Genomic DNA, 12,264 nt, shown 5'->3' on the forward strand with positions numbered 1-12,264 from the left:
AAAAAGGTCAAAAGAATCTTAAAACTAAAACTTAGTGGGTGATTGAGATGGAAGAAGTCTTCCAAAACGAGGTTATAAAACAAATTTTGCTGAAATACAGAACGATATGGGCAATTGGACACGCTCAAAGTGTTCTCGGCTGGGATATGGAGGTAAACATGCCAAAAGAGGGCATAACTGAGAGGAGCGTTGCTCAAGGAGAACTTTCAGTGTTAAATCAGAAGCTAATCTTGGATGAAAAATTCGTTGAACTCGTTGAGAAAGCAGAAGGAGAAGAGCTTAACGATTATGAAGAGGGAGTTGTGAGGGTTCTCAAGCGCTCAATTAAGATAGCAAAGGCATTCCCTCCAGAATTTGTCAGAGAGATGAGTGAGGTTAGAAGCAAAGCAACGATGGCATGGGCAGAAGCAAAGCAAAAGAACGATTTCAAACTCTTTGAGCCTTATCTTGACAAAATCATAGAACTTTCAAGGAAAGCCGCTGACTATCTCGGCTATGATGAGTATCCATATGATGCTTTACTCGACCTGTACGAAGAAGGATTGAGGACCAGGGACTTAGACCCAATATTTGAGAAACTCGAAAAAGAGCTCAAGCCAATTCTTGATAAAATTCTCGAGGAAGGGAAATTCCCAAAAGAGCATCCGCTTGAAAAAGAGAAGTACGATATTGAAGCAATGAAAAAGGTAAATCTCGAGATACTCAAGCTTTTTGGCTATCCCATAGGAACAAGAGGCCGCTTAGATGTTTCGCCTCACCCGTTCACCACAGAATTTGGGATAAAAGATGTCAGAATAACAACAAGATATGAGGGTTTTGACTTTAAGAGAACTCTGCTGGCGGTAGTCCATGAATTTGGACATGCTCTCTATGAACTTCAGCAAGATGAAAGGTTCATGTTCTCCCCAATAGCAGGTGGGGTTTCTCTGGGTATTCATGAGAGCCAAAGCAGATTCTGGGAAAACATCATCGGTCGCTCAAGAGAATTTGCAGAATTAGTCTACCCAATCCTTCGGGATAGTCTTCCATTTATCTCAAATTACACTCCAGAAGACATCTATTATTACTTCAACACTGTTAGACCTGATTTCATTAGAGTTGAGGCTGATGAAGTAACTTACAACATGCACATCCTATTGAGGTACAAGCTTGAAAAGCTCATGATAAACGAAGGATTAAATGCGAGTGAAGTTGCAGAGCTTTGGAACGATGAAATGGAGCGCTTGTTGGGAATCAGACCAAAAACTTACAGCGAGGGAGTTCTTCAGGATATACACTGGGCTCATGCAACAATCGGCTATTTCCCAACATACACATTGGGCACCCTTCTATCAGCCCAGATCAGGACATACATCACTAAGGACATTCCGGACTTCTATGAAAAAGTTCAGAGAGGGGAATTTGAACCAATAAAAGAATGGCTGAGGGAAAAAGTGCACAAGTATGGTTCAGTATATCCACCAAAAGAATTGCTGGAGAGGAGCTTTGGAGAGGGTGTAAATCCGAAATACTTCATTGACTATTTGAAGGGGAAGTATCTTAGATAGGCTCTATTTCAATAGCCGCAACTCCCCATTTTTTCTCTTCCTCTTCGCTGTAAAACCGTCTGTAAATTTTTACTCCTTCTTCTATGCTTTTAATCCCTGGTAAAACGTTCTCTAAGCCCTCTTTTTTGAGCATCTCTTTGAAGGAGGGGTAAACCCTAATGTCCTTAACTTTGACTTTAAGCTTTCCTTCGAAGATTATGATATCACCTGGCTTAATTTGTCTGCGCTTTTCGTCATACAACCGACCCTCTATTTTTTTCTTTCCTTCGGCTATCAGCTTGAGGTACTCTTCTTGAAGGCCCATTTCCCACTCCATGAAGTTCACCTCAAAGCTTGGAAACTCTCATTTTGTCTTCATGAACGCTTACAACTTTTCCATAGAACTCTACATCACTTTCAAAAACTTTCTTAAGCCTACTGTAGATGTACTCAATATTTTTGGGAGGGAACCGCAGTAAAATTAATCCTGGGACTTTTAAACCCTCTATAAACAATATTCTCCCGAAGTCTTTATCAAAAGTAATAAGGACTCGGTTTTCATTTTGTGACATCTCTGCTACTTCTTCATCGCTAATTCCAGGACTTAGCTCAGTTACTGATATTATATCAAACCCTTCTTCTCGCAGTTTTTTCACGACTTTTAGTGGAATGTTTTCATCAGCCAGAAATTTCAATGTATTCTTCCTCCTTGAGTATCATAGATGCGTATCTGATTGCTTCGTATATGTCCTCTTTTTTCAGTTGGGGATAGTTTTCTAAAATCTCTTCAATACTCCATCCATTAGCTAAAAGTTCCAATATAAAGTATACAGGAATCCGAGTCCCCTTAATAACAGCCTTCCCACCCATTTTTTTGGGATTAATTTCGATTCGCGTAAACATCTCACCCACCTCTCAGAGCAAATACCTGATTATCATAGGCGTAACTTTCAATGCTCTGGCTAAAAGCTTTGGATGTTTTATAAGGGCTTTTATTGTCTTTGCGTGTTCATCAAACTCTGCTGTATTTTCAATGACCTCTACTGCTTCCCTGCTTGATAAGACCTCGAAGAGCTTTTCAATCTGTTCTTGATTGAGGTTCTTGAAAAGCCTCCTTGCTTTTAATCCGAAGGAAATCTCACGCTTTATACTCTTACAGAGCCTTTCATAGTCTTCGGGTTTTCCGTTAATGAGAGAATAAGCGAGAGCATATGCACAGTACATTCCGTATGCAATTCCTCCAGCGGTTAAAGGCTTAATCTGCAAAGCTGCATCTCCCACCAATGTAACGTTTCCTTTAATCCACGGCTTTCTAACGCCCAATGCAACACTTCCAGCTTTAAACTCAATAATATTGGTCTCTTTTAGCATTCTGGCTTTGATGAAATTAAAGAGAGCGTCAAGCCTTCCAAAGGTTCCAACTCTTGCCAGATTTTCATTTATTGGAGCAACCCAGAAGAAAAAGTCTTCATTGAGTTCTTTATTTACCCAAAGCTCAACGAAGTCTGGTCTTTCAAATTCTCCAACGATCTCAACTTCATAACCACTTAAGAATTCCGCATCAGTCTTTGCACCAATTTCTTGAGCCACTTTGCTGTTCACACCATCAGCTCCGATATAAAAGTCAGCGTTTATCTCAAACCTGTCATTAAACCTCTGAAGAACGGCTTTTCCATTTCTGAAGCCCAGAAATCTTGTATTCATATAGTATTCGGCTCCCCTTTTCACCGCCCTCTCTGCTAAGCTTTTTTCAAGAATCTTCCTGTCAACCATGTACGCTTGGGGTCCTTTTCTCTCAATCTCAAAGCTCTGTATCTTTGAGTAGAAAACTGCTCCTCTCAGTTTGTTGATTATGGCATTTTTTGGAAGTTTCAACTCCTCATAACTCTTTGCTCCAATAATTCCAGTACATGCCTTTCCACCAAAAGAGCTTTTTGCCTCAATCACGGCTACTCTGTAGTGTCTCGCAAGCAAAGTTGCTAAATAATTACCGACAGGGCCACCACCAATAATTGCAATATCATACTTCATCTCTCTCCCTCAACTTAGATGAGCTTTTAAATCCTATAAAGTTTAGCTTTAATGGTGATATCAATGAAAGTTTTGGTCACTGGTTTTGAACCATTTGGAGGAGAAAATGTAAACCCCTCTTGGGAAGCTGTTAAAATGCTTCCAGATGTGATAGAAAATGCTGAAATTGTCAAGTATCAGCTCCCGGTCAGCTTCAAAAAAGTTAAGGAGCTTTTGCCAGATATCATCTCAAAGGAGAAGCCAGAGGTGATAATCCTAACGGGTCAAGCTGGAGGAAGAGTAAACGTAACAGTTGAGAGGGTTGCAATAAATGTTATGGATTCAACAAAAGAGGACAATGATGGATATAAACCAGAAGATGAGCCAATCTTTGAAGACGCTCCCGCAGCTTATTTCTCAACTCTGCCCATAAAACGAATTGTAAAAGCTTTGAGGGAAAATAAGATACCAGCAATGGTCTCAAATACTGCTGGAACTTATGTGTGCAACACTGCAATGTTTACAGCCCTCCACTATGTTGCTACAAATGATTTAAATGCCAAGGCTGGATTTATTCATGTTCCTTACATTCCAGAGCAAGTATTGGAGAAAAATGCCCCATCAATGTCGTTAGAAATGATAAAAAGAGCAATAGAAATCGCCATTAGAGAAAGTCTTGACTAATCTTTCTTTTCACTTTTAGGCAATATTTTTAAAATGTATTTTCTTACTATCATTCAAGGCGAGAGCATAAAACCTTGTGAGAAGGTGATGCCTATTCTCATACTTGGGGTTGATGTAATCAGTGAAAATCCAAAGAGGTTTGCTGTGGTTAGTTGGTTCAACGGAAGACTTGAGAAAAAGGGGGAGTTCACATTTTATAGGTTAGTCCGTTTTATCCGGGCAAAAAGGCCGGATATAATTGCAATGGACAACATCCATGAGCTTGGTGATGAATTAAAGAAGTTTCTAAGAGCTTTACCCCAGGGAACTAAGCTCGTTCAGGTCACTGGAAGGCCCGGAGAGCAACGATCTCTCTGGAGTCTGGCAAGGGAGAATGGAATTAGAGTTGGTGATAAGTTTGACCCATATGAGGAAGCTAAGGTTTGTGCCCTACTGGCATCTAAGGGAGTTGGCTATGAGGTTTTGGCATTTGAAGATGAAGTCATAATAAAGGTCTCCAGAGGTAGGAGTCAGGGAAAAGGCGGCTGGAGTCAAGACAGATATAGGAGAAGGGTTCATAACCTTATTCAAAATAAAGTCAGAGAAATTGAGGAAACACTGAGGAAGGCAGACATTCCTTTTGATTTGGAAGTTGAGGAGAAGGATTATGGTTTGGCAAGAGGGGAGTTTAAGGTCTATGCTTCAAGAGAGGAATTAGCGGGACTTATAAAGCCAATGCACGGTGGAGATGTTGAGATACGAATAAAGCCCGTGGAAAGAAAGAGCTTGGAGTTTGTGCCCTTGAAGAGCGAAAAAGCTATTCAAGTGAGGAAAAGCGTTATAGTTGGTCTCGATCCGGGAATAACCGTTGGAATAGCAGCTCTTGACTTGGATGGGAATATTGTAGCAGTTTACAGCGAAAGAAATATGGCGGTAAGCGATATTGTGAGGTTTATCTCCGATATTGGCCATCCAATAATTATCGCAACTGATGTTAACCCGGCTCCAGGTTTGGTTGAAAAAATCGCCCGTTCATTTAAAGCTATCCTTTATGTTCCGAGGGAGAGCTTGCGTGTAGAGGAAAAGAATGAGCTTTTGAGAAGCTTAGGCATCAGCGTCGATGATGATCATCAAAGAGACGCTCTGGCAGCTGCTTATAAGGCTTATTTAAGGTTAAAGCCAAAGCTTGAGCATGTTGATGCGAAGCTCAGAGAACTCGGATTAATGAGGAAGAGCAATGAGATTAAGGCCCTGGTTATTCAGGGATACAACCTCGGAGAGGCTATAATGAAAGTTAAGCTGAGAGAGAGACCAAAAGAGGAAATCAAAGTCCTCCCTGAAGAAGAAAGCGTTGATGTAACACCTTACATGGAGAAAATCAAGGAACTTGAGAAGACAATTGAAATGCTTGAGAGGGAAAATCAGGAGCTTAGAGCAATAATTGAAGAGCAGAAGAAAAGGATTGAAAAGCTTGAGGATAAGCTGGCATATTATGATGAAGAAGTTAGGGCTAAAGTAATTAAAAGCAGGGAGATTGAGATCAGGGACAAAAGGATTGCATACCTTGAGAAGGAACTCAGAGAGGCAAAAGCAATAATTGAAAAGCTCAGCAGAGACTTGGTTTTGGCAAAGAGAATGCACCTTCTTGAGCTTAAAGGAACAGCTGTGCCCCTTAAAGTTCTTGAGAGCCTAACATGGAAGGAGATAGAGAGGTTAGAGCGCTTTGCACAAATTAAAAAAGATGATGTAATCTATGTTGTCAATCCTTCAGGGGCTGGGAAGAGCATAGCTGAGCATCTTGTTGAAAAGGGAATCAGAGCTTTGATAAGTGCAAAAACTCTGCCAGGTAATGTTTATGGAGTGCTCAGAGAGAACAAAGTCCCGGTGTTTTATGAGGATGAAATTGAGGTTAAGAGAGTTGACGAGTTTGCAATAGTTGATAGGGAAGAGCTTGAAAGAGCAATAGAGCAGAAGTTAGCTCAGTGGGAAGAGGAGGACAGGGAGAAGGAAATTCAAGAGTTCTTGAAATTGGTTGAAGAATACCGTATTGAGAGAATTAAAGAGCTTAAGAGGAAGGCTGAGGAGGAAGGATGATTTGAAAAGGATTTGGTACTTGATCCTAATAATTGGAATTTTTTGCTTTCTGCTGATCCACATTTATGAGCCCAAAAATTCTGAAAAGCTCGGTTACAACCCTCTTATTCTTCAGGACGCCTTTCTAAAAGGGCAACTTGAAAAAGTACTAACAGTCAATGGAGCCCTTGCAAGATATCATAACAGTTCTTATGTTATCAACTTTACTTCAGGAAGAATTGTTGTTCTTAAGTTCTCGGAAAATGGACTCAGAAAGGCTATAGAATTAAACCCCGTTACCCTTGATGCTCAAGGTTATAAAGACTTGCTGTTCTTAACCAACGGGACTGTTCTCGAGGTGTATAACCTAAGCAAAGGAAGGAGACTTTTAAGGATAGATGCTGATAAAGTAGTGCTGTCAAATGTCGTAGCATACTTAAGAATTAAAGGGAAATCGTACAATTTGGAGTATGACACCTTAAAACTGGAAGCTGTTGAGACCAATGGAATAGTCTTTAGAATTGGTCAGGATACCATAAGTATCATTGGAGAAGTCATTTTCAAAGACGGAAAAGTGGTTTCTCACTACAGAGGTAACTTCACAAAGTTTTTAGTGCTTCCTAATGCATATATGGTGGTTTCTCAGAATGGAAATTATACTGATGTATTCTTGTGGAACACAAAGGCAATGTCTACAATTCATATGGATGGAATCTTTTGGGATGCAAAGATTTACAACAAGACTCTTTTTATAAACACAGTGCATTTTGCTTATAATGGAACCGTTGAGATCGTTGATAAGGTTAATTTAGCCATTGTAGATCTTAAGACAATTCAGGGTAGTGTTATAAGAAGGAAGTGCCTTGGATTTGGAATGTATAAAGGGAGACTCTGTTCTCTCTGCTTTGAGAATGGTATCTTAAGGGCAGAAAGTCTTTCTGGCAGAAAATGTTCTTTCTGGGACTCTCCCAATCTGCCAATTTTAAGCGTTCTTGCAGCTGGAGGAGATGGATTTATCTTTTACGAGCTCAGGTTTGCTTATCCAACAGGTTATGTTGGGGAGTATAGAGGGGTTTATATAATTGGTAGATCACTTAGACTGTACGCTGGAGAGTACTATGCTTCAGAGCCTGGAGAAAATCCAAAACTTCCAAAAATGTTTTACAATGATGTGCCAATTTTAAAGGTTGTCTCATGGGAGAGCTATTTTGCCATAGTTTATAAAGATGGTAGTGTAGAAGTTTGGAAAGTTATATGACTCTAGTGAGGATTGATTTTAAAGCTCTCAAGTATTTCCCCGTTTCTTCAGCTCCTTTCTCTGTTATTTCAACAGCAGTCCTTGGTCTGTCTGCAAAGACTTTTGTCAGCTTTACATAACCTGCTTTCTCCAATGTTTTTAAATGAGAGTCTAAGTTTCCGGGGGTTACACCCAAAACCTTTTGCAGTTCCTTAAACAGAACCTTTCCCCTTGGCAGGAGGTAGAGCATGATACCTAACCTAATGGGGTTTCCAAGCACATGGTTTTTCACCAGCTGTCTAATGGTATCCATCTTACCACCGTTCTATTGCTTTAAACGCTGAATACAGGTACCAGAAAACTGTGATTGAGTAGCCGGCTGTCACCACAAATCCGGCCCAGGTCATGGCACCCTTCTCCATGTTCCACACTATCGGCATGGAGCAGAGAGGTATCAGAAACGCTGGCACCATCTCAAATTCTCTTCCAACAACGAGCCACATTCCGCCGATTGATATGCCTATAAAGCTTAAAAAGCCGACTGCCAGCCTTGCCTCAGCATTGAGGGCTATCTGCGTTGATGGTATCATCATCCATCCAATAATGCTACCAACGATCCAGGGAACTGCTATCATAGCACCCACTATCTTTCTTTTTTTCCTGGTTTGCTGGATTTTCTGAAGCCTTTCTACCCTGCCCCACAATTTAATGGTAAAGGGTATCCCAATCGCTATTGCTGCCATCCAGTACAGGGTTAAGCCAATTCCCTTAAAATTCACGAGTTCCAGAAGAACATAAAATCCTGCCATTATGAAAAGCCAGAATGAAAAATTCATTGCTGCGTACATCTTTGCAGCGGCTATCAGTTTTCCTTCAACTTTTCCCAACATATCTTTGAGCTCCTCAATTTCTTCCATGGGTCCCACCAATATTAAATACAACTTTGGGATATTTAACCCAATAAGACTTTCTGAAATTCAGAAGAAAACGAAAAATCTTATCTAAACCTCTTTCAGAGTTGTAGAATGGTGAAAGTGTGGATGTCGAGCTTTTATTAGCAGTGATCTTAGCTTTTGGCATTGGAACTGGAGTTAGAAAGCTTATTGAGAAGCTTATTGGAAATGCTGAAGGATTTGAAGTTGTGATGTTTAGCGTAGGGGTGAGTCTAACTCTATTTTGGACTGTCTCAAAAATCTTTTTGAAAGAGGAATTTATACCACTTGGGGTAGCTCTCTTTTCATTAGTATTGGGAACTGCTATGCTGATTGACAAACTGTTTTTATCAAAAAACTTAAGCTCTTGAGGGTCTAGATTAAAATGATGAAAATTGAAGAACTTTATCAAAAAGAAGGCAACAAAATTAGATGCCTTGTTTGTGAGAGGCAGTGCATAATTGCTGAAGGAAAGAGTGGGGTGTGCAAAAACTATGCTAACTTGAATGGTAAATTGATCCACATCGGTTACGGAAAATTAAGTGCAGTCGAGAGCAGGCCAATTGAAATAAAGCCTTTCTTCCATTACTATCCGAACAGCACGGCTTTGACTTTTTCTGGTTTTGGCTGTAACTTTTACTGCCCTTGGTGTCAAAACTACCATCTGAGCTTCTCTGAGCCTCCTCGGGAATTAAGGATAATTTCTCCAAAAGAACTTGTGGATTTAGCCTTGAAAGCTGGAGATGAGGGCTTATGTGCAAGCTTTAACGAACCTGCAACGCTTTACACCTACCTTCTGGATGTCTTTGAACTTGGAAAAAAGAGAGGCCTTTATGGTTGCCTTGTCACGAATGGCTATTTCACTATTAAAGCTTTGGAAAGACTAATCGAAAGCGGTGTCTCCGGCTTCAGCATTGACATCAAGGGCTGTCCGGGGATAAAGGTTCTTACAACAGTTGATCACAAGAAAGTGTTCAGAAATGCAAAGAAGGCCTTGGATTTGAATGTCCACGTTGAGATGGTTTACCTTGTTGTTACAAATGCTAACGATTTTAAAGAATGCTACAGTTGGATCTTTAAGATGCACTCCGAAATGCTTGGAGAGAATGTTCCTCTCCACATAAACCGCTATTATCCAATGAACTACTGGAGGGAAAAGTCAACTTCTGTTAGAACGCTTTTAGCCCTCAAAGGAATTGCTCAGAAAGAGTACAACATAAACTACGTTTACCTTGGCAACATTGGTTCGATAGAGCATGAGACAACTTATTGTCCAAAATGCGGTAAAAAGCTCATCGTTCGATTTGGTTATAGAGTTGTTGAATGGAATCTGACAAAAGACAATAGATGTCCAAGATGTGGAGAGAAGATTCCGATTTATGGAAAAGCCAACATAATCTTTTGAATGTTTTGCCTCTCATCACAGCTCAGCTAACAGCTCTCTCCTCATCGGCTTTATTCCACTTTAAATGTTAAGCCAAGCTCTTTAGCCTTCTTCTGCACCTGCAGTTTGAACTGACATGCCTTGCATATCTCTCCAGTCGTCGGCTGTCCGCAAATCTTGCAGCGGTTCAGCTCTCTCTTCGCATAGTGTTTTGCCAAAATTGGAAAGAGTTTATCATAGCTCCTTAAAATTTGATATTTCGTTCCCGGATGTCTCTCCTCCATCTCATTCAGCCAGTCTCTTATTTCGGCTCTGAATGCCTCAACGGCATATGGACATTCGCTGAAATCAACCTCAATGTTATTTAAAACAGCGTAGAGAACAATTTCCTTTTCTGGAACCTCTCTTAGGGGCTTAATTCTCGGGACTAAATCTTCGTGAATAACTTCATAATACGGCCCAGTTCTCCCCAATCTCGCAATGTCTCCGCGCATTATGTTCATCAAGAATACTTGTGCCTCATCATCTAAGTTTAATCCAATAGCTAATTTATCTGCTTGAACATCTTGGGCCGCGTAGTTGAGCAACCATCTCCTCCATACCCCACAATAAGAGCAAGCACCAACCCTCTCTCCCTTCTCAAAGCTCCCCATTATTTGAACTGTTTCATCAAGGGTGAAGCCGATGTATTCCTTGAAGGAATAGACATGGTGTTCTATTCCCAAAAGCTCTGCATTTCTCTTTGCTATCTCAACGCTTGGCGGTCTGTAACCTTCAATTCCCTCGTCTATTGTTATGGCCACAATTTCAAAAGGAAACTTCTTCCTAAGCTTGGCTAAAAGATGCAGGAGAACAACACTATCTTTTCCACCACTCACTCCAACGGCTATCCTCTCGCCGCGCTTAATCATTCTATACTTCCTCACAGTCTGCTTTACTTTTTTCTCAACCATTTCGTTGAAGTGTTTGTGGCAGTAGTATTTGCCTTCGTAACGAGCGTGATAAACAGCTTCTCTCCCACACTTCGAGCACTTCATGACCTCACCTAACTTTCAGAAGAAGCTTCGTTTTAAAAGGATTTAGGTTGGGCAGAGATGGCTTATTGTGAGCATAGAAGCTCATTATCGAAAACTTTTTTATTAATGAAAAACTTTTCTATACACGGGGGATAGGTGTGGAGCTCCTTAAAACGGGAATAGAAAAACTTGATGAGGCAATTGGTGGGGGCCTGCTTGAAGATAGCGTCATGCTGATAATCTATGACACTTATTCTATGGGATGGTCATTGGGCGTCAAGATTTTACAGAATAGGATAGATAGGGGTGACTTTGGCGTAATAATAAACTCCGTTCTTCCATTATCTTCTCTCTCAATGGAGTTTAAGATCGCAAATTTTGACATCTATGAAACTGCACGTACTGGGAATTTGGGTATAATAGATATATTTGCTTCCTTCAATGGAATACAGTATACCGAACCGTTTGTTTATTACACCAATATGGACACTTCTACCTTCCTTCCAAAATTCATAGCTCTCTACCGGAAAATGCTCACCAATGTTATTAAAGACAGGAGACCTATCGGTCTTGCCGTTACAATGGATGGCCTTGCCTTTCTGCTGGGAGAAGAACAGTACATAAGAATACTCCAGAAAAACGCTGCAATAAAAGAAACTGCAAGAATTAAAGAAAGCAGAAAAAGACCCCTAAACGTATTCTTGGTGAACAAAGACAGAGTATCAAGAAGGTTCATTTCTTGGCTTGCACTTTACAGCCAGTACATAATTGAGTTCTACTCTCTGGAAGAGGGAAACGAGGAGAAAATGGTCGTTAGGAAATCCCCTCTCCCAGAATTTGAACCCAAAACGTATAAATTTAGACTGAAGAAGGGTGAAGTGTTAATACTTTAAACTTCAGCTAATCTTTCAGTTTTTTTGAGTTTCAATGCCAATTTTACGGCATCTCTTGGATTGTCTACAAAGTGAACTTTTACAATTCTTTTATGGTCGAAGTAGCCATCTTTGGCTAATAATTCAAGCCTGTCACTTGAGTATCCGGTATCTGTAACGATGATAAGTGGAGTGCCGTAGTCATATGCCATTAATGCTTCTACCATTGTGCCGATACCTCCTCCCAACACCACCAAAACATCTGCAGAGTTTATCATTATGGCACTCCTCTCTGCAAAGTCCATTCCAGTTTTTATCCTTATTGTGTTGAACTCATTGCCTTCTTGCCTCTCTGGAAGTATTCCAACTACAATCCTTCCGGCTTTCCTGAATTCCTCACTGACGATTTTCATAATTCCGCCTCTGCCTCCAGTTAATAAGACTACCTCATCTTTGTACTTCCCAAGCTCTCTTGCAAATTCTCTCGCCTTTCTCTCTGCCTTTTCCAGTGGTTTCTCATCACTTGAGCCCGCTATTGCTATTTGAATCAT

The 12,264-nt window shown here is 40.5% G+C and carries 15 protein-coding genes; 7 read left to right on the forward strand and 8 right to left on the reverse strand.

Going from position 1 to position 12,264, the window contains the following annotated elements:
* The first annotated feature begins 47 nt into the window (after window positions 1-47).
* On the forward strand, window positions 48-1,547 hold the full coding sequence (locus tag VFC49_RS07740) for a carboxypeptidase M32 (protein WP_324735058.1): 1,500 nt from the start codon (window positions 48-50) through the stop codon (window positions 1,545-1,547).
* Here the strand turns inward: VFC49_RS07740 and VFC49_RS07745 are convergent.
* The 4 genes from VFC49_RS07745 to VFC49_RS07760 are packed head-to-tail and all read right to left on the reverse strand — an operon-like array spanning window position 1,540 to window position 3,557.
* Entirely contained in the window at window positions 1,540-1,863 is a 324-nt protein-coding gene (locus tag VFC49_RS07745) for an ASCH domain-containing protein (protein WP_324735059.1), read from the reverse strand. The two genes, VFC49_RS07740 and VFC49_RS07745, sit on opposite strands and share 8 nt — an antisense overlap.
* 10 nt (window positions 1,864-1,873) lie before the next feature.
* Window positions 1,874-2,221: a DUF5615 family PIN-like protein gene (locus VFC49_RS07750; RefSeq protein ID WP_324735060.1), complete on the reverse strand. Its 348-nt coding sequence runs from the start codon at window positions 2,219-2,221 to the stop codon at window positions 1,874-1,876.
* Window positions 2,205-2,429, reverse strand: a complete 225-nt coding sequence (locus VFC49_RS07755; protein ID WP_324735061.1) for a DUF433 domain-containing protein — start codon at window positions 2,427-2,429, stop codon at window positions 2,205-2,207. The genes VFC49_RS07750 and VFC49_RS07755 overlap by 17 nt, the downstream gene beginning before the upstream one ends.
* A gap of 12 nt (window positions 2,430-2,441) precedes the next feature.
* Entirely contained in the window at window positions 2,442-3,557 is a 1,116-nt protein-coding gene (locus VFC49_RS07760) for an NAD(P)/FAD-dependent oxidoreductase (protein ID WP_324735062.1), read from the reverse strand.
* A 63-nt stretch (window positions 3,558-3,620) separates the two neighbouring features.
* On the opposite strand from VFC49_RS07760, the gene pcp reads away from it, so the two are divergent.
* From pcp to VFC49_RS07775, 3 genes are all read left to right on the forward strand, one after another.
* Window positions 3,621-4,220: a pyroglutamyl-peptidase I gene (pcp, locus tag VFC49_RS07765; RefSeq protein WP_324735063.1), complete on the forward strand. Its 600-nt coding sequence runs from the start codon at window positions 3,621-3,623 to the stop codon at window positions 4,218-4,220.
* Between the two features lie 87 nt (window positions 4,221-4,307).
* Window positions 4,308-6,293: a DUF460 domain-containing protein gene (locus tag VFC49_RS07770; protein ID WP_324735064.1), complete on the forward strand. Its 1,986-nt coding sequence runs from the start codon at window positions 4,308-4,310 to the stop codon at window positions 6,291-6,293.
* Between the two features lies 1 nt (window position 6,294).
* Entirely contained in the window at window positions 6,295-7,530 is a 1,236-nt protein-coding gene (locus VFC49_RS07775) for a hypothetical protein (protein ID WP_324735065.1), read from the forward strand.
* Here the strand turns inward: VFC49_RS07775 and VFC49_RS07780 are convergent.
* Together VFC49_RS07780 and VFC49_RS07785 are read right to left on the reverse strand one after the other, a co-directional pair.
* On the reverse strand, window positions 7,523-7,822 hold the full coding sequence (locus VFC49_RS07780) for a transcriptional regulator (protein ID WP_324735066.1): 300 nt from the start codon (window positions 7,820-7,822) through the stop codon (window positions 7,523-7,525). The two genes, VFC49_RS07775 and VFC49_RS07780, sit on opposite strands and share 8 nt — an antisense overlap.
* 1 nt (window position 7,823) lies before the next feature.
* Window positions 7,824-8,426 carry a hypothetical protein gene (locus VFC49_RS07785; protein WP_324735067.1) on the reverse strand — a complete coding sequence of 201 codons (603 nt, stop codon included), beginning with the start codon at window positions 8,424-8,426 and terminating at the stop codon, window positions 7,824-7,826.
* Between the two features lie 119 nt (window positions 8,427-8,545).
* On the opposite strand from VFC49_RS07785, the gene VFC49_RS07790 reads away from it, so the two are divergent.
* Together VFC49_RS07790 and VFC49_RS07795 are read left to right on the forward strand one after the other, a co-directional pair.
* A complete protein-coding gene (locus VFC49_RS07790; RefSeq protein WP_324735068.1) occupies window positions 8,546-8,812 on the forward strand; it encodes a hypothetical protein in 267 nt (88 codons plus the stop codon).
* Window positions 8,813-8,826: 14 nt separating this feature from the next.
* The gene (locus VFC49_RS07795) at window positions 8,827-9,846 is read left to right on the forward strand and encodes a radical SAM protein (RefSeq protein ID WP_324735069.1); all 1,020 of its coding nucleotides are present in this window, start codon (window positions 8,827-8,829) and stop codon (window positions 9,844-9,846) included.
* Between the two features lie 50 nt (window positions 9,847-9,896).
* On the opposite strand, the gene VFC49_RS07800 is transcribed toward VFC49_RS07795, so the two are convergent.
* The gene (locus tag VFC49_RS07800) at window positions 9,897-10,862 is read right to left on the reverse strand and encodes a TIGR00269 family protein (protein WP_324735070.1); all 966 of its coding nucleotides are present in this window, start codon (window positions 10,860-10,862) and stop codon (window positions 9,897-9,899) included.
* 137 nt (window positions 10,863-10,999) lie between these two features.
* Between VFC49_RS07800 and VFC49_RS07805 the strand changes: the two genes are divergently transcribed.
* Window positions 11,000-11,734, forward strand: a complete 735-nt coding sequence (locus VFC49_RS07805) for a hypothetical protein (protein ID WP_324735071.1) — start codon at window positions 11,000-11,002, stop codon at window positions 11,732-11,734.
* Here the strand turns inward: VFC49_RS07805 and VFC49_RS07810 are convergent.
* Entirely contained in the window at window positions 11,731-12,264 is a 534-nt protein-coding gene (locus VFC49_RS07810) for a TIGR00725 family protein (protein WP_324735072.1), read from the reverse strand. The genes VFC49_RS07805 and VFC49_RS07810 overlap by 4 nt on opposite strands.

It is taken from the genome of Thermococcus sp. SY098 (genome assembly GCF_035621495.1).
Classification (GTDB): domain Archaea; phylum Methanobacteriota_B; class Thermococci; order Thermococcales; family Thermococcaceae; genus Thermococcus_B.